Raw genomic sequence first — 22,994 nt, 5'->3', positions numbered from 1 at the left:
CAGCAGTTGCCACCACTATATACACATGAGCCAGATTCGGAAAGAATCAATATATTCGGAAGCCGAGTGCGGGGAAACCAGCACGCTCGGATTTCACAGAGAGGGGCGGAGCATGATAGCTCCCCTCGACTCTACCCCGTCTCTAAATTGAGTTGAGTTGGAAAACCCCAATCTGCTTCGCTGAGATTGGGGTACTTCATTTTCGAGATATTTAATTAACCAACTTTTAATAATTCCACATCAAAAATTAACGTTGCGTTAGGAGGAATTACTCCGCCTGCACCTCTGGCACCGTAACCTAATTCTGGAGGAATAATTAAAGTACGTCTTTCACCAACCTTCATATCGGCAACTCCTTCGTCCCAACCCTGGATCACTTGACCAACACCAAGTTTGAAGGAAAAAGGACGATTGCGATCGCGAGAGCTATCAAATTTGCTGCCGTCTTCTAAAGTTCCTGTATAGTGAACTGTAACGTTTTCACCCTTTTGGGGAGATGCTCCATTACCCTCTTCAATTACGACATATTTTAGTCCTGAGTCTGTAGTGGTAGCGTTAGATAAATCCATAGATTCCTCTTCTAAAACATTGTTTTGAGCGATTAACTGGGGAGAATTAGTAGTAGGCTGTTGTATTTCGGAAGCGATCGCCTGTTGTGTAGGCCTATTGCCTATCAAAGCAGAAAAGATTAGTACCGATCCGCAAATGACAACCACAGCAATACTAATCAAGATTTCGTTACTCAATTTTTTGACCACCTGTTACTATATCCTTTTTCAAAATTACTCCAGAGATATTGTACATTCTCAAGCAGAACGGATGTAAAACTACGTCAGTGCGATCGCGGGCTGAAATTTAAATTTCTTGTTGGTTGTTAATTGTCATTTGTGACTGAATTTTGCTGTTTTGCAAGATGATAATTTGACTACCAATTACAGGATTACGCGCGACCAAAGTTCCCGCATTATCTTTAAATTCTAATTTACTAAAACTAAGGTTGCGGGAGCGTTTCAAGATCTCGTTGGCTAGTTTGTTTTGACGAGATTCATCAAGCTCGTACCAGTTATCCGTTACTTTAACTAGCAGACTATTTTGAGACAAATTGACTTGAATTGAATCAATCAATTCGCTGGGATAGTCTTGAGTTAGTTCGCTAACCTTTGTCTCTAATGCAGCAATTAAAGTTTGTTCGGGGGTAAAATTTAACTCAGGTTTAATTGTTACCATCTTTAAGTTTTTGGCTCTTCCTGGAGATTCTAAATCTTGCGGAATTGGGGTAACCAAAGGTTCTGATTCGGATCTAGACTCAGGAGCTACTGGCGTTTCTACCGGAATACGCTCCAAATCAGTTTGAGAATCGTTTGACTGCTGTTCAATGGACGGGGTTTCTAAAGCCGAGTCGGCGGTTAAATCTGGGTTAGTTATAGTCTCGGTTGTGGTTGGTTCAGACACCGAAGATAAGTTGGACTGCTGCCTTGGTAGCCACAGCCAAAATATTGCCACTACTACTATAGCGATGGCCGCAACTCCAACTGCAATTAAACTAAAAATTTGCTTTTTTGGGTTTTTTTTAACAGGCTGCTGTTTTGGCTGAACAGATGATCTTTTTTCGGTTGGGGAAGGTGCTGAAGTAGCTGTCATTGCTGGTGGCTTAGTTTGAGCTTCAGCTTCTTGAGCAACAGTCGCTTCGGCTATAGGTGCAGAATTGGGAATAGGTTTTGCAATTACAGCATCTGCCAATTTTTGCGTAGTGCTGGACAAAGTATGAATTGAGTCAGAAGCAGGCAGAGGAGCCGAATCTTCGCTAATTCCTTTGATTGTTTGCTTAATTCGGTCAATACTATCGTTCAATAGCTTGAGAGTTTCTGCTTTAGATAAAGAAGAATTACTATTTCCTTCTAGCTCATTACCTTGTCTTGGTTGTTCTCGATTTTCTGCTGATTCCATAACTTTAAAATGTTATTACCGAAGAAACATGGAGCTCGTAACACAATAGCTGGACTGTACTCATAGTTCTAAACTGAATATCTGCTAAATTACTGCATTTATTACCAATTACAACTAAATAGCAGTTTTTCGCGCTACCCTATACTGAATAATTCAATTCTTAAACTATTTTATCTAAGTAAAAAAACCTTAACCTAAGCGAGTGAACAAGATTCCACCAGTCGATTTAACTCGGCAATATAAATTAATTAAAGAAGAAGCTAATTCGGCTGTGCTTGATATTCTTAACTCTGGTCGTTATATTGGCGGTGAAACAATTGCTAATTTTGAGCAGCAATTCGCTGACTATATTGGAGTTGCCCAATGTGTCAGCTGCAACTCTGGTACGGATGCGCTCTGGTTAGCTTTGACAGCTTTAAATATAGGTGAGGGAGACGAGGTAATCACCACCCCCTTTAGCTTCTTTGCCACTGCCGAAGTAGTAAGTCGCGTGGGTGCAAAACCGATATTTATTGATATAGACCCCGATACATTTAATCTTAATTTAGCTCAGATTGAGCAGGCTATTACGCCCCAAACTAAAGCAATAATTCCCGTTCATCTTTTTGGTCAACCTGTAAATATGACTGACTTGATGGCGATCGCTAACCAGCATAATTTGTTGGTTATTGAAGATTGCGCTCAGGCTACTGGTGCTGCTTGGGGACAAAATAAGATTGGCAGTATTGGTCATGTGGGCTGCTTTAGTTTTTTCCCAACTAAAAATTTAGGTGCTTGTGGCGATGGGGGAGCAATTACCACCAATGATCGGGCGATCGCCAAACAAGTGAAAATTCTCAAAGAACATGGTTCTCCTTCGCGCTACCGTCATGATTTTATTGGCATCAATAGCCGTATCGATGCGGTACAGGCCGTTATTTTAACCGTCAAGCTGCGCTATCTCGACCATTGGAATGAACAACGCCAAAGAGCAGCAGAGTATTATCAGGAACTTTTACAGTCGATTAGCTGCTTAAAATTACCCCAGGCTCTACCAGGAGGGGAAAGCGTTTGGAATCAATATACAATCTGTCTTACCGAGCGTCCCTCAGCAAACCAGCAAAACCATCATTTCTCCCCGAGAAGAGAGCTAATTAAGGAAAATTTGCAGAAAAAAGGGGTAATTTGCATGATTTACTACCCGATTCCCCTACATTTACAGCCTGTATATCAAAATTTAGGCTATCGAAACGGGCAGCTACCCGCAGTGGAGCAAGCTGCCCAAGAAGTATTGTCTTTGCCGATGTTTCCTGGAATTTCTCAAGCCGAACAGGAACAAGTGGCTTATGCCCTCAAAGACTGTTTGTTAGAAGTTTAGCATCTTTTATCAGCGGTGATTGAAAACAGATGATTGGCTGCCAGATAAGGCTTCAACTAGGCTGCGAACAGCAGCTACCATAGCTACTTCGCTCTTGAGCTGATTGATTGCCGAACCTACACCGACTCCAGAAGCACCAGCAGCGATCGCCATAGGCACAGTAACGCTGGATAAACCAGAAGCGCATAGAACTGGAATGTCTACTGCACGGGAGATACTATGAGCTGCTGCTAGGGTTGGGGCTGCTTTTTCAATTAGTCCTCTTACACCAGGATTAACTGGCTGAACGCTTGTTCCTCCTTCAGTTTGAATGATGTCTGCCCCCGCTTCAACTAACTGTTCTGCCAGTTGGACTTGTTCGTCTAAAGCCAAAATATGGGGAACAGTTACCGAAAGGGTAACTTTGGGTAGCAGAGAACGTGTCCGATATGTTAATTCCAGAATTTCAGGAGCTTCAAACCTTCTTCCCTGAAGATAAAAGCTGTCAAAATTACCGATTTCAATTAAATCCGCACCAGCATTAATTGCGCTAACAAATAACTCTGGTTCAACTGCCGAAACACACAAAGGCAGGTTGGTTAGATTGCGAATTGCCTCTACTAATTCAGGTTGAGCAGCAATATCAACTAAAGTTGCTCCACCTGCTTCGGCAGCCTTAACCACTGCTGAAACTTGGTTGAAATCAAAATTATTTAAGCCACTAATTACCTTAAGCGCATTTTTTTGAGTCAAGGCTTGGGCTAGCTGAGGATGAATCATATTTACTTCCTTAGATTCTTAAGTCTGAATTCAAGTTCTAATTCAATTATCTTAAGCTGACATCCTGCACCAGTAAAATAAAATCATTCAGGGATTGATTTATCTTGTTTATGCTTCAATTGCAGACGCTTTAAATTATTCCTGATTTTCGAGATTAAATGCTAACTGCACCGTAGGTTAATCTTTTATATCAATCTTAGATGATTCCGACGTTAGCGGTATCGACAGTTGTCGCTGCATCAAAGCTGTCAATCTTTGCAGAAGCATCTCTACTTCTGCTTCTAAGTGTAAATATTTTACCTGCTGATCGGTTTGATAATGTTTGGTTTTCTGAGTTTGATTAGATAAAAGTGTCGCCATAAATAACTTGTTATTAATTCGATTTGGTTACGCCAGTTTGAAATTTTAACCTAAAGAAAGCATAATTCACTAGATTTGCTTTAGAATGATCTCGTTTATACGGTTAACCGTATATGGCGTAACAAGTCACCGAAAGTTAGCGAAATTTCTTTGATTAAATTTTAATTTTGGTAAATTTCGCTTATTTGTTTATTTGAGAGAAAATGAATAATGAATTAAGTAAACGCGATCGCAACTTGCTGAATTAAATATAAATACAAAAAGATGAGTTTATTGTCTAAAGGCTTTGAAGTAGAAATGTATACTGGCACTCCAGAAGGTAAAATTGTGGGGTTATCAGATCGAATTGTTCAAGCCTTAAATGGTTTTGTCCGTGAGCCTGACAGTCGTAACGTGGAATACACTACAGCCCCTTTTTGCGGTTATGACCGTTTATTATGCGCCCTATTAAAACCCAGACAAGCTTTAAGAACCTATCTTCAGACTTTAGGAGATTACACTTTAATTCCTGGTAGTACTATGTCTTTAGGCGGCAGCGATCGCTTTTATCGCTCCGATCCCAACAATCCTTATCACGACTATATTGAGCAGACCTATGGCACAAATGTCGTTACCGCCAGCATCCATATCAACGTAGGGATTGAAGATCCTGAAGTGCTGATGCAGGCTTGTCGTCTGATTCGGGTTGAAGCACCTCTATATTTGGCTTTAAGCGCGTCGTCTCCTTTCGTAGATGGTAAGGTAACGGGTAGTCATTCCACTCGTTGGCAAATGTTTCCCAAGACACCCCAGAACGTTCCTTTATTTGAAAGTCATAGCCATTTTATCCGCTGGACAGAAGAGCAGCTAATTGCCAAAAAAATGCGTAATGTACGTCATCTGTGGAGTGCCGTAAGACCAAACGGCGATCGCCGGCCTTATAATCTCAATCGTTTAGAATTAAGAATTTGCGATCTAGTAGTCGATCCTCTGGCATTATTAGCAATTACTGCCTTATTAGAGGCGAGAATTATGCAGATGATCGATAATCCTGAACTAGACCCTCTACAGCAAAGTAATCTATCAGCCAACGATTTGCAGTCAGAGTTAATGGCTTTGACTGATGAAAATGAAATCTTGTCGGCACGTAATAGCCTAGATGCAGAATTACGCCATTGGCTTGATGGCAGGAAAATTGTGGCCAGAGACTGGATTAAAGAAATTTACGAGCAAGTCTACCCCATTGCCAAAAAACGCGGCTTTAGCTGCTTTCTTTCTCCACTGCAAAAAGTTTTGCGCCAGGGCAACACGGCGCAGCAATGGTTAACGTTATACGATCGAGGTATGCAGCCTGTGGATATTATTCAACAAGATATCCAAAATATTGCCAAGCAAGAACGGGATTTGCAATATGCAGTCTGTCCACCTGCCCTAATAGCCTAATAGCCTAATTTAAAGATAAACTGAGCGCAAATTTAGATGGTTCGTGTAGTTTTAGTCAATCCTGAAATTCCTCCTAACACTGGTAATATTGCTCGCACTTGTGCTGCGACTAAAACCGAGCTACATTTAGTTGCACCATTAGGATTTGAAATTAGCGATCGCTATCTAAAAAGGGCGGGGTTAGATTATTGGCCCTATGTCAAATTGCATTACCATGAGAATTTATCTGCTTTTTGGCACGAACATCAGCAAAGAGGCGGGAGATTGATCGGTTTTAGCGTCAAAGGTAGCAAAAATTATCTTAACTGTCAGTATCAAGATACAGATTGGCTCTTGTTTGGACGAGAAACCGCGGGTTTACCTCCAGAAGTTATCTCCGCTTGTGATGAAAAAGTAAGAATTGATATTACAGAGCAGAATGTTCGCAGCTTAAATCTTTCTGTCAGTGTGGCGATCGGATTATTTGAGGCAATTAGACAATCAAGAACGGCTTAATTTGAAGTGCCGAATTTTTATTTTTGTCGCCTTTTTACTTGTTTAAAATTCAGTTTTAAGCTAATCTTCCATAGAAACAATACCAACGAAAAATTTTTGGATACAGGTTTTTAGCTAAATCAGTAGCAAAGTCGTTCAAATGTACTAGCTAATTATAGGCAATAAAATTTTGACTCAACAATATTTCCGATTGAACAAAATTGAGCAAAATAATTGAAAATCTCAAAATTATCTAAAATTAAAGCAAATTATCAATAGTATGTCTGCTCAGAATGATTTAATTTCCCCAAAAACCGATTCAGATGCCAACATCTTTTGCCCCCCCAATTCTATTTCAACTGATACTGTCAAATTAGCCAATCAAAAAACTTTCAAGTTAGGCATGGCAATATCTCTAGCAGCAGCAATTTGTGTGCCGAACTTTAACCAGGCAGTACACGCCACAAACTTAGTTAAATCGGTAGCACCTAGTCCTTTGTCGCACAAAAAAGATATTTTCAACTCGATTCAACGGCAAAAAAAATTCTCCTCTTTGCTGCCCAACATTTTTAGTCGAATCAGTTTTTCGCTAAAGTCTCAGTTACTTAACTTGTCTAAAGCACCTTTAGCATCGGAAGATAAGTATGCATCAATTGATTCAACACTTGCTTCCTACAGCTCATCAAAAGTAAATAAAGCCTCCGATCTTTTTTTTGCTTCAGCTGATTTTAAGACGGCAAAAAGTGAGCAAGTAGTCATGACTGCTTTTGACTCATCCCTAATAAAACCTCAACAGCGCATCCATAAGGTAGTACAGGGAGAAACTATTAACAAGATTGTCAAAAAGTATCGGGTGACTAAAAATGATTTAGTCAAACTAAATAAAATTAAGAACTCCAATATTATTTTTGTCGATCAACAGCTTAAGATTCCCATAAAAACAGCAGCCAATACTCAACCAGAAACCATTCTGGCAGCGGCTAATTTTCTCCAAGATACAACGCAGGAAGTTCAATCGCCATTGAGTTCGGCTAATTTTTCAGTCAAATTAGCTAAAGAAGCTTCTACCGGCGAATCATCCAAGACAAATAAAGCTGAATTAAACTCAGTGACTAAATATGACCCTTATATTGCTAAGCTAAGAGCAGAAATAGATCTATTGCGCGCCCAGCATAGAAATAGGTCAGGACAAGAGCAAAATCACCGTTCCAGTTTAGCAAAATCACCTTTAGCACCTAATTCTGAAGTTACGCATCAACTCGAAGGAAATTTAAACCAGCCTTCTCAATCGATAGTTAAAGCTAATTCGGCTCTTTCCAAACCAAATCTCAGCGCGAGCTTGCTTAAAGAAGAAAATATTTCTCTCAAATTACCTCCTTTACCCGCTTCAGAAGAATATCTGCCTCCTGCTTTCGATGGTTATATGTGGCCAGCACAAGGAGTATTAACTTCTGGTTATGGGTTGCGCTGGGGAAGATTTCATCGAGGGATCGATATTGCTGCTCCGATTGGAACTCCTGTATTAGCAGCAGCATCAGGAGAAGTAATCGGAGCTGGATGGCATGATGGCTACGGCAATTTAATTCAAATAGAACATCTAGACGGTAGCTTTACACTATATGCCCATAACGACAGAATTTTAGTCAGCCATGGTCAGAAAGTTAATCAGGGTGAACAAATCGCCGAAATGGGGAGTACTGGTAATAGTACTGGTCCTCATCTACATTTTGAAATTCATGTCAAAAATAGTGAGATAGTCGATCCCTTAACATTATTAAGTAGTAAATAATTGAGCGATCGATAACTGAAAAATACTAGTTACTGTCGAGCGCTAATTTCCTTTTTTGCAGCGATCGCTAGCTGCACTTCGGGTATTTGCCGTAGCCGATCGATCACCTCTACTACTTGACCATGTTCGACGCTGCGATCGGCATTAACTATAACTGTTGTGTTGGACTCAGCTTCAATCAACTTGGTAACTTCAGTTTTTAGCTGCTCTATTTGTGCAGGTTTGCTGTCAATAGTTAACTTACCGTCTCGATCTAAGCTAACGGTAATTTGTTGAGTCTTTTGTACTTCTGCGGTGCTGGCGCGGGGGAGATTGACGGGTAAACCTTCAGAGCGGGTTAAATAAAGGCTCGAAACTATAAAAAATACTAGAATCGCGAAGATCACATCGATCATCGGCAAAATATTAATTCTAGGTGGTAGATCTGGTTCTTCAGGTAAGCGCATTATATGTTTTTGGTTGTTCGTGTCGGTCAAGATGAAGAAGTTCAAGCTGTCCGCCAATTTCTTGAATCTGGGCAATTTGTTGGAGATACAGTCCCCGAAAGATACTGGCAAAAAATAAAGTAGCGATCGCCACAATTAAACCCGCAGCGGTAGAAGTCAAGGCTTCACCAATGCCTCCAGTAACTCCTGCTGCTTGGGACGATTCGATATCACCTAATTTTAGAGAAGATAAAGCCACGATCAAACCTAAAACAGTTCCTAACAAGCCCAACAACGGTGCAACACCGATTACTGTCTCTAAAGAATTGTTGAATCGTTTGAGGAGTGGAATTTCTGCTTGAGCGGCACTTTCTAAAGCCAGCTTGAACTTATCGGGTGTCGATCGCTCCAATGATAAAGCCACAGAAAAGATGCGGGCAATCGGTAAATTTAGATGTCGTTTGAGCATGGTGTTGGCTGCTAGGGGATCGTCTCGATAGAGCCTGAGTAGTTGTTTGATTACCTTGTCTTGCTGGCGAGATATTTTGAACCAAAAAAGCGATCGCTCTAAAATTATTGCCACAGAGTAAATGGAAAGTCCCAGCAAGGGGTACATCACTACTCCTCCGCTTTTGAATAATTGCCAAATTGTGTCCATAAATCTAAAGTCTGTCTCAGTAAATATAAATATTAAAGCTAAACTTGACCTCCAGCGCTTCTAACGGAAACCCAGCAGGTAAAGGATCGAAAGGGGCTGAGCTTTGTACTGCTGCCAAAGACTCTCGATCAACTGTCTCAGAACCAGAGCTTTGAGTTACCCTGAGTCCAGTAATTTGACCATTTTTTTCAATATCAAAGGTTAAAAAAGTAGTATACTCTTCTACTCCATAAGAGGGATTCCAGTTGCGCTTTACTCGTCGCTTCACCTCGTCGAAATATGGACCAAGATCGATATCTTTTAGGGCATTTAGTTGACCAGGGTTAAGAACATCTTGATAAGCCAACGCTTCGGGACTGAAAAACGCATCTGCCCCACCATTAGCTAAAGTCTTTTTATAATCTCCTCCTAATAAGCTAGAGGCGCTATTATCCTCTGGAGAAGAATTGGCAGCTTGAGGTAGTTCTGGTTCAGGTACAGCTTCAGTAGGTTCTGGCGGAGGTAGTGTGGTTGCAACGGAGGACTCTGGTTCAACAGCTTCGGGTTCTGGTTCGGGCGTAGTAATTGGGTTAGCATCCGAACCAGATAATATAGGTGGTTGCTGAACAGCAGGAGGCTGGGCTAATTCAGGTTCAGGTTCAGGTGCAGGTGCAGTTGCAGGTTCAGGTGTGGGTGCAGGCTCAGCAGGAGCTGGAGCAGGTGTAGGCTGAGTCGGAGCAACCGGCTCTGGTTCAGGTGTTGGTGCAGAGGTGGCGGGTGTATCATCCTCAATTTCATCATTAAGAGCAGTTGCTTCTGACTCAATATTTTCTTCAGCGACGGAATTTTCTGTAGCCCGTTTTTCAGTCTCTGGAGGGGGTGCTTCCGATTCTTCGGGGACAACTACAAACTCAATCGGTTTACTATCGATTTCTTCTGTCAGAGGTTTGGAGCGTTGATACAAACCTAAAAAAAGCCAGGCTAAACTATGGACTAAAACGGAAGCTAAAATAAACCACAGAAGTTGATAACGACGGTGACCAAAACGATTGACGGTCGGGGTTTGACGATGATCTTGTCTTGCTGGTTTCAAATCTACCATTACTTCTTATCGCCCCCCGCAACTAAATAATTCTCTAGATAATTCCGCTTAAATTTACCCTAACAAATTTAACCCGATGCTCGATCGCTTTTCAATTAAATCTAGGTAAATAATTTGCGCTCGATAAAATTAACTATTCAAGGTTAAGTTTTCTATCCTTAAGGAATAATGGTTGATAAGTTTCAGATTTTGTCTACTAAAAACTAAAATAAAATACAAGGTATCGAACAAAGCATCGTCTTTTATGGATTTTTCGAGACTGGAAAGATTAATCGCTAGTTCTACATATCGCGAACTAGGATTGAGAGCTAGAGAATATTTACAGTATCAAAACTATGGTGGTGAAGAACAGCACCTGGCTAAAGTCATTATGTATAACTGTATGGTTAGCTTGTTAAAAGACCTTGGCATGAGACAACATCAAGCTGAAGTATATTGTGATGATGAGGATAATTTGACCGAATTGGCTCAATACATTAGTTCGATATTGGGATGAATTGGCTTCAATGTTACTAAATAATTTTATTATTAAGGGCAAATAATTTACTGCTACGATTCATCTATAGCAAATATTTAAATAGTTCATCTTTTGAACGAGGAAACCCAGCATTTTTATGTTCAATTTTTGCGATAAATTGCGCAATGCTTTTGATAGATTTTAAGTGATAAATGTTCTTGACTTCATCTGTTTGACTAACATACTCACGGTATTTTGGTGTTAAAATTCTCTGACAAGCTATGAGTGTACGATAGCTGTTAAAACTGCTCCTAAAAATAGGACTGTTTTCTGGTCAACCTTCAGGATTTTTGAATAATCCCTTAATTAGCCGTTTGCTCACCCAAACAAAATGGATGAATAAAGGCAGATCGATATAGATTAATGTATCCGCTGCTTTGAGTCTCGACCACAAGGTGTCCTTGCATCCGTAGCCATCAATAATCCATTCATCAGATTCTAAAATTTGAGCGTGAATCTGTCGATAATCTTGATACTTAACTTCTTCTCCACCTGATTTATACTGGATTTTGTCCAAAGCGTAGAGCGGTAGGTTAGTAATCTCTGCAAGTTTTTTACTAAGGGTAGACTTTCCTGCTCCAGTATTTCCAAATACAGCTACCTTCTTCATTGCTCCAATTGTTTTAGTTTTTTGAATACAGCTATCTATAAAAGCTTGTAAGATTCGACTTCTAAAACAGCACCAATCATAGCGATCGTCATTACGTCGTCTCGAATTTTTCCTTTTATCTCTACCTTAATTCCTTCCTGTTTCAATTCGGTAGCGGGATCTTTGAGTTCGTAGGTAGTACCGTCTTCTGCTACTAATGCCCACGTACCAAAGCCAAATCCTTTTTTTTCAACTGTTCCAGTTACGGTCATTTGTCACTGCCTCGCCAATAAAAAACTGAGTTCCAAATTATCTTAACAACTTAGAACTCAGTAGTTACGATCTAATCTCTAGCTAAATAAAATCGAGAATTTATGTTTTTAGAAGTCAAAGAAATTACAGATCGCTATCTTCATCCCTCATCCTTCAAAGACTTACTCGTTGCTTTTCCTTTTGGCTAGCTAAATATGCCAAACCCAAACAGATAGAAGCATTAACTAGTAGATAACCACGAGCGATCGCACCACTGCCTAAGAGCCAAATACCAGGATCGGCAAAAGCACTAACTCCTAAACAAGCAGCAACACCAATGCTAGAACCAATAGCAAACCATTTCAGGCTAGGATGTCCGAGTAATAAAGCTATCAAAATAAAAGGAATTAAAGCACTGGCAAATAAGGGATTGAAATTAGGGTTACCGAAAACAATATTTCCCAATTCGGGAAGAGAGCTGCCAAATAGACGCATTGGCCACTGTGGTAAATCGAACCAATATAGTCCCTGAAGGAAAAATAAGCCAGAACTACCAAAAATTAGACCGCCGTTTAAACCAAGGGTAAAAGGGATATAGTTTCGTAAGAACCAAGCTAGTAAATAAGAACCAATTACCATCCCCAGTTTAGGTAATAGAGCCACTGCACCACCATCAATCCAAAAACCAAGATTGAGATAGCCACTCTTACGCAACCAGCGGAAGAAATCGTTAAAGGTAATTTGGCCTTTAAGAGCTAGCTGAACTGCTGCATTGGCATCTAAATGTCCTGAGCCGAAATGATTGAGATGATCTTCTTGTACCTTGCGAGAAGATTGTTTGAGAATGTCTAAAATTTCTTCAGGAGTATCAACACCAGTCGCTCTAATCAAAGCAGCTACTCCAGCTACATGAGGTGCAGCCATGCTAGTTCCCTGGAAACCAACAAACACAGATTTTCCCGTTGTGGGGTCTAAGGTGTTTTGAATAATTTTGCCTGTTTCGCTACCGCCAGGAGCGGAAATATCTATTCCTGCACCAAAGTTAGAGTAAGCAGCTTTGTCACCCGCAGCATCAATTGCCGAAACGCTAATTACATCAGGATAGCGAGCAGGATAGGATGAGGCGTTACGTCCTTCATTTCCTGCAGCAGCAACAATTACTACCCCTTTGCCGTGGGCATATTTAATCGCTTCTGCCATCATGTTGCTAGCACCGCCACCACCTAAACTCATATTGATGACATTAGCACCGTTATCCGCAGCAAATTTGATTGATTCGGCAATATCGGCAATTGTTCCACCACCGCTACCAGAAAGAACTTTTAGAGGCATAATACTGGCTTCATAAGCAATACCTGCTACACCATAGCCATTATTAGTAGACTGGGCAATAGTTCCTGCTATATGAGTACCGTGTCCATTGTCGTCACTAGCATCATCTTTATTGTTGACAAAATCGTAGCCTTTGACAAACTTAGTCAATTTTAAATCGGGGACTTTACTTACTCCCGTATCAATAACCGCAACAGTGACTCCTGCTCCGTTGGATTCATCCCAGGCTTGTTCTACATTAATATTACGGAAGTTCCATTGCTTAGTGTATTCAGGATCGTTGGGAACAGCAAAAGCTTTATATAGATAATTAGCTTCAATATATTCGGTATCTTTACTTAAAGACGATCGCTTTAATTCTTTCAGGGTTTTTTTGTCCCCTTCAACAATGTAAATGCGATCGTCAATTGAAAAAATGCTGTTTAGATCGACCTGTTGATTGTATTTTAGTGACAGTGCTTGGATTTCTTCGCTAATCTGGGCGATCGGCACTTCTTCTTTAAAATCTACAATAATTGAGTCAAATTCTCCTTGTTGTGCCAGTCTTTGAAAATTGAACAAAGCGAATCCAATTCCCAAAACAAATAAGCACAGCAGCACTAGCTTTTTCATGGCTACTTCTGAATAAATATTATTTTCTTATTTACTAAGATAACGTAACTCTTATATAACAACTGTTTATGTAGCTAATCTTTAATTAAGAATTAGCCGAAGCAATAATTTACCTTGATTTGGTTGCGGCTTGGTATGATTGTGTAATTTAAGCGATCGCTTGATTCAAACGATAAGTTTACTTTGTCTTTGGAAGGCGAAGTACTGTTCACGTGGAGGAACATTAACTGGCTTAGATGTGTCTTGTCAGATGAAATCCTGTTTGTCTTTTATTTAGCCATTACTTTTATTAATAATAATTAGTCGCTTTTTTATTTAAAGTTCTCTTAGATTTGTTTACATATATTAATTAATTTTACATATATTAATTAACTTTAGTAAGTCAACAATATTTTTGACAGTAAAAACTATTATTACTCAATTATTATTACTCAATTATTTTGACAATACCGATAGGGTGTGGCATTAATCAAAATTACCAATTCAGACTTTGGAAATTGAAGAAATAAATCTTCGTCAAAATCCCTTTTAAGCTATTGAAAAGGCTATAAAATTGAGCAAAAATGCTGACATTATTCAAGAAAAAATAGCTAAACAAGATATTGTTAAGCCAATTTCTTTTAAAGAATTGATTGAATATTTGCTTCAACTACCTCAAGGATGGGCAGCAGGTGAACTAACCGCAGAAACAAATTCTTTGGGCAACTATGGTATCTCTCAAATCAGTCACAGATTACTCCGCCGTCCTAAAGGATTCCCGTGCATGGTATATCCGTAGGTGTATCCGTTCAGGGACACCTTCGGACGATGCCCTAAAGGACTAGCTTCGCGTCGCGAAGCGAGTGTGACCGAAGGGAATCCTTTAGGGCTTTAGTATAAGCTAGCGCTAAAGCATACCGCTCCGAGACCGAAGGGAATCCTTTAGGGCATATCCTTTAGGGCATATCCTTTAGGGCATATAAAACGACGGAGACGGCACGGACCGTTGGTCAAACTTATACTCAAAAAGAGAAAGAAATTACCGTTAGTATCTTTGACTGGGCGTTTAATTCTGCGCTATATGCTCCATTTTTGCTGACCACCGAGTTCAGCCAAGAGTCAACCGAGGGCTATAATAAAAAAATCAAAATTGGCGATATTTTAGGAAGGGAACAATACACCTACGACAGCAAACAAGGTAGTTTAAATCTTCTCGTAAATAACCGATTTTTTGTGCGAATTAATGGCAAAAACATTGAAGAGATTGGACTTAGAGAATGGTGGCAATTAATCGATTACCAATCATTAACTAAGATTAGTAGGTAATCAACCCAGTTTAAAGAACTGGAGCAAAATTTTCTTATTGTATCTAAAGGATACAAAGCAAAGACGATAAAGTTATTAAATTTAACTTTATCTTTAATCGATCGCCTTACTTTTCTCAAGCTAATCAACTTTAATACTATAGTCAACTCCCAAACTGTCAGGGTTTAGTCTGGGATATAACCATACTCAAACCTTCCACAGAAACAGGAGCAGGAGCAGCCATATCTGAAGGGAGAAAGATACGTATACTTACGGCAAATAAAGCCAGCAAAAAAATTAACAGGACAGCGAAAGGTGCTATATATTGGCGAAAAAAGCTCATAAATAAAATTTTGAAACAGAACCTAAATCCAAAATGTGGTAAAAATTAATTTACCTTAAAATTTAACCTAAAGACATTATCGTAAACTTGTGCTTTTTTAGCAAGATAAACCTCAGTCCTGTTCAACAAAATTAAAGATAATTAGTACAAGTTTTCTTATTTAAAAGTAATAAAATAGTCAAGATAATTAAGCTAATTATCTTGCTGTATCTTTTTGTATGGTACGGTTAGCAATAATTAAAGTAAAATCGCTATCTTTTGCCAATGTTCGCTACAATTTATAAATCTTGCGTCCAGATATGTTATGTCAGACTCAGACTTTACTATTCCTATTTCCCAATCTGAAACTTACTACTCTGAACGTAATGCTGAGTATGGCTATAAAGCACTTAAGACAGGAGATCTACTTAATCAAAGATTTTATATTGTTAGAGAACTTGGCAGTGGTGGTTTTGCAACTACCTATTTAGCATTAGACAAACAGTCAGCCAAGCAAACTAAATGTGCCGTTAAACAATTGCAGCCAAGATTTAATAGTGCTTCAGTTTGGGCAAGCGCCAAAGAGCGTTTAGCAACAGAAGCTATGGTTTTGCAATGGCTAGGAAAACATCCTCAAATTCCTGAATTTATCGGTCATTTTGAAGAAAACCAACAATTTTATTTAGTCTTAGAATTTGTTGAAGGAGAAGAATTCGAGCAAGAAATTCATCGGCAAGTGCTTAACGAAACTCAAGCAATTAAATTTTTGTTTGATATTTTAGGCATTCTAAAATCTGTTCACTATCAGGGAATTATTCACCGAGATATTAAACCATCCAATCTAATTAGACGCAAGCAGGATGGCAAGATGATTTTGATTGATTTTGGTGCTGTTAAAGAAATGGGTACTTTGGCTTTTGCCTCTAGCAAGCAAAAAGTTCAAACTCAAATTATTGGTACTCCAGGATATATGCCTCCAGAGCAAAATAATGGTAAGCCAGTTTATGGTAGCGATATTTATGCCTTGGGCAAAACTGTGATTTTCGGCATGACAGATAAGTCTCCTACGGAATGGGAAGCTACTGAATCTGGTTCTACAGTTGCTTGGAATAAAAAAATAGCTATTAGCGAAGCTTTTTTGAAAATTGTTAATCGCATGACGGCAGACAACATTTCAAAACGCTATCGTAATGCTAGCGAAGTGTTGCGCGATCTTGCTCCCTTGCAAATAATTGGTAAGACTATTGGTAATAAATATCAGATGGTCAAATATTTAGGTGGCGATCGAGGAATGCATTCTTATGTGGCGAAAAGTTTAGAAAAAACTAGCACTCGTTATTATCTTGAAATACTAGGATTACAAAATTCTGAGAGGCAATCATTATCTGAAGTTACCCAAGAGATAATGTCAGGATTTAACAACTTATCAATTATTGACCGAGATCGCCGAATTCCAGCAATTGTCGAATATTTGGTTGACGAAACTAAAATTTATATTGTTCAAGAGTATATTGAAGGAAAGAGTTTGGCGCAAATTGTCGAGGATCAGTTTATCCTCTCCGAAAGTGAGGTTATTGATATCTTGGTAGATACTGCTACAGCTTTAAATCCGTTTCATCGGCAACAAATCATCCACGGTAATATTAAGCCGTCTAGCATCATCAGGCGTCATGGTGAGGATAAAACGGCTTTAGTTGATTTTAGTTTGGTTAATAAAGCGATTCATTCGCTTCCTGATAGTAAGACAGGATATATTCCTCCAGAACAAATTGCTGGAAGAGCTACTTATGTGAGTGACATCTATGCTTTAGGTATGACTGCTATTCACGTACTAACAGGAACTCAACCCCAAGACTTAGAAAAAAATCCTCGCACTGGAGAAGTATTGTGGCATCGCAAAGCGAGAATTAGTGCTAGTTTTGCCCAAATTTTGGACAAAATGATCTGTCTAGACAAAAATCAAAGATATCAATCCCTTAATAAAATAGTTAAAGATCTTAAGAAAATTAAGCACAAATCTAGATTTAGAGGAATATACAAATATTTCTTAATTGTGCCTGTTTTAAGTCTGGGGATTATAATTGCGCTGACTCAATGGGCGCAAAGGGTAGCAATCTTAGAATTTTACAAAGGAGATATTAAACTAGAAGCAAATCAGTATCAGCAAGCGGTTGATTATTATAGTAATGGACTGAATAAACTACCAAATACAAGAGGACAGGTAAGAAACTTTGAACAGGTTTGGTTAAAAAAAGCAAAAGCTGAACGACAGTTGAATGACTATCAAGCAGCCTTGCAAACCTGTAGCACAGCACTCAGATATTATCAAAGTCCTCAGCTTTGGAACTGTAAAGCTTTAACTTTCTATAGTCTCAAAAAATATGAAGCTGCGATCGCTTCCTATAATCAAGCAATCAAAATTGATCCTGAAAATGTTTGGCTATGGAACAACCGTGGTGAGGCATATACTCGGCTAGAACAGCCTGCGCGAGCAATTTTTGACTTTAAAAAAGCGATTTCCCTCGATCCTAATCGTAGTTTTGTTCCGTGGAACAATTTAGGCAAGTTATATTACCAGCAAAAAGAATATCAATCGGCGATCGAGGCTTATAATGAAGCACTGGCGATCAAGCTTGATTATCTTCCTGCTTTAATTGGGTTGGGTAATACTCAAAAGGCAATTAGACTATATGACCAAGCTATAGATTCTTATGACCGAGCATTAGCTATAAATCCCAATTATTATGAAGCTTGGTACGGCAAAGGTTCTGTCGCCGAATATTTGCAACAATATCAAACTGCAAGCGAATATTATCAAAAAGCAGTTGAATTAAACCCAGATTGGGAAGCAGCTACTAAATCTTTGGCAAGAGTTGAAACTAGATTAGGTATTTAAAGTAAAGAATGAATGAGAAAAGTACTGGCGCAGATTAAACCTTATCTACGTTGGTTTATTTTAGGAGGGGTTTTATTTTTTCTGCTCAAGACAGTCAAAGATCGCTTTGCTGAAGTAGCAGTAGTTCGTGTTGATGGCCAAGGCTGGCTGACATTGGCGATCGCCTTAACCATAACCATCATGGCTCATGTTTGGTCAGGTTGGGTTTGGACCTGGATTCTCGCTATTTTTAAGCAGCCTCTAGGAGTCAAGCAAGGCATCAGAGTCTATTTATTAACCAACATCGCCAAATACTCTCCAGGCAATATTTGGCATTTTTACGGCAGAATTACCACAGTAGTTAATCAAAATGGTTCAAGAAGCGCAGCAACTCTTAGCGTTTTATTAGAGCCATTACTAATGGCAGCAGCAGCCTTACTTATTGGCATCATTAGCAGCAGCTTAGACGGGGCTAAAGTCGATGCTAAAGCGGCTTGGCTACAGTTAGCAAGCTTAACAGTAGTACTGATAAGTATTCAGCCTCGCATTCTCAATGCTTTGCTGCATCGTTTAAGCCGTAGTAAAAATAAAGCCGATGCGATGCCTAGGGCTAGCTTGCCAAGCGCAACCGAAGCAGTTAAATTAACCAAATATCCGCTTTTTCCTTTTCTGGGAGAAATAGGATTTGTTATCTTTCGCGGAATCGGATTCATCCTAACTTTTGTCGCCTTACAGTCTGTAACGTGGCAACAGATTCCGCAACTATTTACCGCCTTTAGTTTCGCTTGGCTACTTGGCTTAGTTGTTCCAGGCGCACCAGGAGGATTAGGGGTATTTGAAGTTACCGCTTACGGACTTTTAGATGATTCCCAGTTTCCTACCGAAATCGCAGCAGTTGCCTTATATCGGCTCATTAGCATTCTAGCCGAAGCGATCGCCGCACTAGTTAGTCTTGAGCTACGTTAAAAAACGCAACCTAGTAACAAAGACTAGATCGCGCTTTCAGTTGTCGAAGCTGCTACCTACAGACCAGCTTTTGCTTTAAATCACCCAGGTTGTGCGAAACTCCTGACTCTTAACTTTTGAACTCAAAAACCAATTAATCAATGCAAACTAGCAAGAAGATTGATAATCCTAACTATATTGCTCTTCTGTAGTATCGAGATCGAACAGCATTTGCAGCGATCGCAAACAATGACGACGCGCTTCAATATCCTGCTGCGCTCTTAGCTGCACCATCGGCTCATGGAGAATCTTATTCACAATGCCTCTGGTTAAAGCTTCAATTACTTCCTGATGCTTTTCCCCAAACTCCGAACCCAATCTAGACAGGGCTTTTTCCATTTCTTGTTCGCGAATAGTTTCTACCTTGCTACGTAAACAGCTAATAGTCGGCACTGTTTCTAGCGATCGCCACCAGAGGATATAGTTAGCAACTTCTTGTTCAATAATGCCTTCAGCTTCCTGGGCTATTTTGCGTCGGCTCTCTTGGTTGGCTGCTACTACTGCTTTGAGATCATCCACATTATAAGCACTAACGCAACCTACTTGGCTAACATCAGATGCAATGTTGCGCGGAACAGAAATATCCACCAGCATCAAGTCTCTATCTAAAGTTAGATGAGCCTCTAACTTAGCACGGTCTAATATAGGTTGAGTCGCTCCGGTGCTAGTAAACACTAAATCTGAATTGGCGATCGCCTGCATCATTTCGTCGAGCGGATAGATAGCCAGTTTAGCCTGAGAAAAATTACTGCAAAGTTCTTGCGCCCGACGATGAGAACGATTAACGATGGAGATTTTGGTTGCTCCTTTAGATAGCAAATGCTTGACTAGCAAGCAAGCCATTTTACCAGCTCCAACGATAGTAATGTTATAGTCTGGTAAATTATCTACCTTGGTATAAACTAGTTCTACAGCAGCAGAGCTAATCGAAACTGCACCCGTACCGATACTAGTTTCATTGCGAACTCTTTTCCCCGCAGAGATCGCCTGTTTGAATAAACGGTCTAGTAATCTGCCTAAACCATTGTATTTATGTCCTAACTTGTGAGTCTTTTTAACCTGAGCCAATATTTGCCCTTCGCCCAAAACTAAACTTTCTAAACCAGCCGAGACTCGCATTAGATGACGCAGAGCATCTTCTCTCAAAAGCGTAAATAGATTAGGACGAAGCTCCCGTAGACAAACTTTAGCTTTGTCTGCCAAAAACTGGCTAATCTCTCTCACTCCTTGCTCCATGTCTGTAGCTACGCCATAAATTTCTAGACGATTGCAAGTACTAATGATCGCTATTTCCTGGATGTGTGGATAGCTTTTCAGTAATGCGATCGCTTCTTCAATCTGGGCTTCTGGGATACTTAGTTTCTCGCGCACTTCCACAGAAGCAGTTTTGTGACTTAAACCAACAACTACAATATTCATTATGTTTTTTGCAAATTTTGCTTCAACTAAATGACCTAGGTGAAAATCAAAGCAAAAGATTTTTTAATATTTGATAGTTTTATCTTTATCAAGTTTTTTATTCAAAATTTAGGTAAGAAAAAGGCAACAGTAAAAGATTCCTTTTTTTACTAGTTGCCTTTCACCTTATCAATTTATACAGCCTTACCATGCCAAATAGACTCTTACTTAACCAGGGTTTACATATCTTAAGCTATAAGCAAATTGTAACCTATGTCCTGGCTAGAATCTGAACCAGTACTTTATCTTAATTGTAAAGATTTTGGCTGACCGAACATGTGTACTGTATCGACAAAACGGGCAGTTTTAGATTGAGAAGAGATGACTAGGCTTTGAGTTCTCGCACCACCTTTGAAAAAGCGAACGCCGTTCATCAATGTACCAGGAGTGATACCACAAGCAGCGAATAAAACTGTTTGACCACCAGCAAGTTCTTCGGCGCCATAGACTTTATCTGGATCTTTAATGCCCATCTCTTCGAGTCTGGCAAGATTGCTTTCTTTGCTTTCACCAATTAAGCCAGTTTTGACCACAGCAGGGTCATAAATCAACTGTCCTTGAAAGTGTCCACCTAAACAACGCATAGCAGCAGCAGAAATAACTCCTTCAGGAGCAGCGCCGATACCCATCAAAGCATGGATATTTGAGCCAGAGAAAGCGCAGGAAATAGCCGCAGATACGTCACCATCGGCAATTAATCTAACTCTAGCTCCTGCATCTCTAATTTCTTTAATCAGATCTTGGTGACGAGAACGATCCATCACTACCACTACTAGTTCTTCAATAGAACGATTAAGGCAGTCTGAAAGAATTTTAAGATTTTCTGTAGCAGATTTGTTAATATCAACATGACCTTGAGCTAATGGTGGTGCTGCTAGCTTTTTCATGTAAAAGTCGGGTGCAGCAAATAGTCCACCCTTCTCCGAAATTGCCAAAACCGCCATAGACCCATTTTGTCCATATGCGACTAGATTAGTTCCCTCACAAGGATCGACTGCAATATCGATTTCAATTAGTTCATCAGGATTACAATAATTTTTGGCATCTGGCTGAGTACAAATACCTACTTCTTCGCCGATGTAAAGCATGGGAGCATCATCTCGCTCTCCTTCCCCAATTACGATTCGACCGCGCATATTAATTTTGTTCATGCGTTCGCGCATTGCTTCTACTGCGACTTCATCAGCAGTATCTTTTTCGCCTTTACCCATCCACTTAGCAGAGGCAATGGCAGCTTGTTCTACTACCTCAATGATTTCCAAACCGAGGGTTGTTTCCAGCAAGGTTTTCCTCCCTATTGCTTATTGTTAAATTTCTTTTCAAATGCGATGTCCACTCAAGTCAAAAGTCTATCAGAGAGAGGTATCTCCCCGATATTTATTAAGTTTTAATAAGCTTTAAAATATAGCTTAGTGTTTATTCACGTATTTAGTTAGTTTGTGATTTAGAGACACTAAGATTAAATGCAACTTTTTAAAAATAATGAGTTTTTCGCTGTCAAGTAGGTATTTTATTATATTTTGTGGCAAAAAAAGCTGCGTATTCTCAAGATTAATTAAATAGAGTTAACGCCAAAAAACTTTTAGGTAAAAATACATTATTGCTAGACTAAAAAAAACAGCAGCGCGCTAGTCTATAAATCGTTATTTGACTACAACATTATTACTTCATAATTCTAAATAAAACATTTAGTCCAGCCAACTATGGGGGATTTTATAGTTAGTCTATAAATAGAGATAAAAAATTTTAGTATCTATACTACGCGGTACAGAACCGTTACGATCATGACATCCAGCGAACTACTTACCTTGGTCCTATTACTTACCCCAGGCATGGCTTTATCGGTTTTGATTATGCTTACCTTTGCCAAAGGCGGTTAGGCGATTGATTTTCAGCAAAATATATTCGTCATAGTAGTGAAGCCAAATCCTATGTCGACAAAGGCGATTAATTCATAGTTCTTATAATAATAATAAGAACAATTTTATTTGGTCTATTTTGTGTGAAACCAGAGCCAAAATTTTAATTGAGCTTAAAGTTCAGATTCGGAGGAATCATCTGATAAGGAATGGTTGGCAGATGAATCTAACAAGCTTTCCTCTAAATCCATTCTTTTTTCCATTTGGCATAAAAAGTAGCCGGTCATCATCGCCGAAGCCAGCAAATGAGCTAAATTTTCTCGATCTGTAGTTACCTTGACATTAAAGTCGCCTGAGGGAAGCATCCCGACTAAACCCTGCACATTTTGGGAAATGATTTGCTTGACATCTGGGCTAGCAGACGAAGCAATCTGTGCTAGAACCTCGGGGTGTTGCTGACGCAAATACTGCATCAAGGTATTGTAGCTTTGCTCTTGTGATTCAGAGTTTAGAAAATCAAAGTTAAATATCATTCGTTACCCAATTATGGATGTACGCTCTTTATACTTTGACACAATTTTAGTGCTAACCGCTAGTAAAAAACAGGAGGTAAAGTG

Annotated in this window: 22 protein-coding genes; 8 read left to right on the top strand and 14 right to left on the bottom strand. The window is 39.5% G+C overall.

The window, feature by feature from the left end; all coding sequences use genetic code 11:
* Nucleotides 1-215: 215 nt before the first annotated feature.
* A complete protein-coding gene (locus V6C71_26425) occupies nt 216-758 on the bottom strand; it encodes an FKBP-type peptidyl-prolyl cis-trans isomerase (protein HEY9771996.1) in 543 nt (180 codons plus the stop codon).
* A 97-nt stretch (nt 759-855) separates the two neighbouring features.
* Entirely contained in the window at nt 856-1,947 is a 1,092-nt protein-coding gene (locus tag V6C71_26420; GenBank protein ID HEY9771995.1) for a hypothetical protein, read from the bottom strand.
* A 202-nt stretch (nt 1,948-2,149) separates the two neighbouring features.
* Between V6C71_26420 and V6C71_26415 the strand changes: the two genes are divergently transcribed.
* A complete protein-coding gene (locus V6C71_26415; GenBank protein ID HEY9771994.1) occupies nt 2,150-3,304 on the top strand; it encodes a DegT/DnrJ/EryC1/StrS family aminotransferase in 1,155 nt (384 codons plus the stop codon).
* A 9-nt stretch (nt 3,305-3,313) separates the two neighbouring features.
* Here the strand turns inward: V6C71_26415 and V6C71_26410 are convergent, their stop codons facing one another.
* Both V6C71_26410 and V6C71_26405 read right to left on the bottom strand, forming a co-directional pair.
* Nucleotides 3,314-4,063, bottom strand: coding sequence for a DUF561 domain-containing protein (locus V6C71_26410; GenBank protein HEY9771993.1), 750 nt, complete (start codon nt 4,061-4,063; stop codon nt 3,314-3,316).
* Between the two features lie 177 nt (nt 4,064-4,240).
* Nucleotides 4,241-4,423 carry a hypothetical protein gene (locus tag V6C71_26405; protein ID HEY9771992.1) on the bottom strand — a complete coding sequence of 61 codons (183 nt, stop codon included), beginning with the start codon at nt 4,421-4,423 and terminating at the stop codon, nt 4,241-4,243.
* Nucleotides 4,424-4,687: 264 nt separating this feature from the next.
* Between V6C71_26405 and gshA the strand changes: the two genes are divergently transcribed.
* From gshA to V6C71_26390, 3 genes are all read left to right on the top strand, one after another.
* Nucleotides 4,688-5,845, top strand: coding sequence for a glutamate--cysteine ligase (gene gshA / locus V6C71_26400; GenBank protein HEY9771991.1), 1,158 nt, complete (start codon nt 4,688-4,690; stop codon nt 5,843-5,845).
* A gap of 36 nt (nt 5,846-5,881) precedes the next feature.
* Nucleotides 5,882-6,340: a tRNA (uridine(34)/cytosine(34)/5-carboxymethylaminomethyluridine(34)-2'-O)-methyltransferase TrmL gene (gene trmL, locus V6C71_26395; GenBank protein ID HEY9771990.1), complete on the top strand. Its 459-nt coding sequence runs from the start codon at nt 5,882-5,884 to the stop codon at nt 6,338-6,340.
* Between the two features lie 259 nt (nt 6,341-6,599).
* The gene (locus tag V6C71_26390) at nt 6,600-8,108 is read left to right on the top strand and encodes a peptidoglycan DD-metalloendopeptidase family protein (protein HEY9771989.1); all 1,509 of its coding nucleotides are present in this window, start codon (nt 6,600-6,602) and stop codon (nt 8,106-8,108) included.
* 29 nt (nt 8,109-8,137) lie between these two features.
* On the opposite strand, the gene V6C71_26385 is transcribed toward V6C71_26390, so the two are convergent.
* From V6C71_26385 to V6C71_26375, 3 genes are read right to left on the bottom strand one after another with little or no spacing between them, the layout of a single operon-like run.
* The gene (locus V6C71_26385) at nt 8,138-8,554 is read right to left on the bottom strand and encodes a biopolymer transporter ExbD (protein ID HEY9771988.1); all 417 of its coding nucleotides are present in this window, start codon (nt 8,552-8,554) and stop codon (nt 8,138-8,140) included.
* Complete coding sequence (locus tag V6C71_26380) at nt 8,541-9,191, bottom strand: MotA/TolQ/ExbB proton channel family protein (protein HEY9771987.1); 651 nt, start codon at nt 9,189-9,191, stop codon at nt 8,541-8,543. The genes V6C71_26385 and V6C71_26380 overlap by 14 nt, the downstream gene beginning before the upstream one ends.
* Before the next feature lie 16 nt (nt 9,192-9,207).
* Nucleotides 9,208-10,272, bottom strand: coding sequence for a TonB family protein (locus V6C71_26375; protein HEY9771986.1), 1,065 nt, complete (start codon nt 10,270-10,272; stop codon nt 9,208-9,210).
* A gap of 244 nt (nt 10,273-10,516) precedes the next feature.
* Between V6C71_26375 and V6C71_26370 the strand changes: the two genes are divergently transcribed.
* Complete coding sequence (locus V6C71_26370; GenBank protein HEY9771985.1) at nt 10,517-10,768, top strand: hypothetical protein; 252 nt, start codon at nt 10,517-10,519, stop codon at nt 10,766-10,768.
* A 295-nt stretch (nt 10,769-11,063) separates the two neighbouring features.
* Here V6C71_26370 and V6C71_26365 read toward each other — a convergent pair whose 3' ends face one another.
* The 3 genes from V6C71_26365 to V6C71_26355 form a co-directional block, all read right to left on the bottom strand.
* Nucleotides 11,064-11,399 (bottom strand): isopentenyl transferase family protein, encoded by a 336-nt coding sequence (locus V6C71_26365; protein HEY9771984.1) that lies wholly within the window; start codon nt 11,397-11,399, stop codon nt 11,064-11,066.
* Between the two features lie 35 nt (nt 11,400-11,434).
* Complete coding sequence (locus V6C71_26360; GenBank protein ID HEY9771983.1) at nt 11,435-11,650, bottom strand: hypothetical protein; 216 nt, start codon at nt 11,648-11,650, stop codon at nt 11,435-11,437.
* Nucleotides 11,651-11,804: 154 nt separating this feature from the next.
* Nucleotides 11,805-13,574: a S8 family peptidase gene (locus V6C71_26355; protein HEY9771982.1), complete on the bottom strand. Its 1,770-nt coding sequence runs from the start codon at nt 13,572-13,574 to the stop codon at nt 11,805-11,807.
* Nucleotides 13,575-14,127: 553 nt separating this feature from the next.
* Here V6C71_26355 and V6C71_26350 point away from each other — a divergent pair.
* Complete coding sequence (locus tag V6C71_26350; GenBank protein ID HEY9771981.1) at nt 14,128-14,352, top strand: hypothetical protein; 225 nt, start codon at nt 14,128-14,130, stop codon at nt 14,350-14,352.
* 684 nt (nt 14,353-15,036) lie between these two features.
* Here the strand turns inward: V6C71_26350 and V6C71_26345 are convergent.
* Complete coding sequence (locus V6C71_26345) at nt 15,037-15,201, bottom strand: hypothetical protein (GenBank protein ID HEY9771980.1); 165 nt, start codon at nt 15,199-15,201, stop codon at nt 15,037-15,039.
* Nucleotides 15,202-15,505: 304 nt separating this feature from the next.
* Between V6C71_26345 and V6C71_26340 the strand changes: the two genes are divergently transcribed.
* Together V6C71_26340 and V6C71_26335 are read left to right on the top strand one after the other, a co-directional pair.
* Entirely contained in the window at nt 15,506-18,076 is a 2,571-nt protein-coding gene (locus tag V6C71_26340) for a tetratricopeptide repeat protein (GenBank protein ID HEY9771979.1), read from the top strand.
* A gap of 12 nt (nt 18,077-18,088) precedes the next feature.
* On the top strand, nt 18,089-19,021 hold the full coding sequence (locus V6C71_26335) for a lysylphosphatidylglycerol synthase domain-containing protein (GenBank protein ID HEY9771978.1): 933 nt from the start codon (nt 18,089-18,091) through the stop codon (nt 19,019-19,021).
* A 168-nt stretch (nt 19,022-19,189) separates the two neighbouring features.
* On the opposite strand, the gene V6C71_26330 is transcribed toward V6C71_26335, so the two are convergent.
* The 3 genes from V6C71_26330 to V6C71_26320 all read right to left on the bottom strand — a co-directional run bounded on the left by V6C71_26330 (nt 19,190) and on the right by V6C71_26320 (nt 22,910).
* On the bottom strand, nt 19,190-20,479 hold the full coding sequence (locus tag V6C71_26330; protein ID HEY9771977.1) for a glutamyl-tRNA reductase: 1,290 nt from the start codon (nt 20,477-20,479) through the stop codon (nt 19,190-19,192).
* Nucleotides 20,480-20,760: 281 nt separating this feature from the next.
* Nucleotides 20,761-21,801 carry a class II fructose-bisphosphatase gene (gene glpX / locus V6C71_26325; GenBank protein HEY9771976.1) on the bottom strand — a complete coding sequence of 347 codons (1,041 nt, stop codon included), beginning with the start codon at nt 21,799-21,801 and terminating at the stop codon, nt 20,761-20,763.
* A gap of 749 nt (nt 21,802-22,550) precedes the next feature.
* The gene (locus tag V6C71_26320) at nt 22,551-22,910 is read right to left on the bottom strand and encodes a DUF760 domain-containing protein (GenBank protein ID HEY9771975.1); all 360 of its coding nucleotides are present in this window, start codon (nt 22,908-22,910) and stop codon (nt 22,551-22,553) included.
* Nucleotides 22,911-22,994: the final 84 nt, after the last annotated feature.

The organism is Coleofasciculaceae cyanobacterium (assembly GCA_036703275.1).
Classification (GTDB): domain Bacteria; phylum Cyanobacteriota; class Cyanobacteriia; order Cyanobacteriales; family Xenococcaceae; genus Waterburya.
The sequence above is the reverse complement of the archived record's forward strand: the minus strand, read 5'-3'. Positions and strand labels throughout refer to the sequence as shown.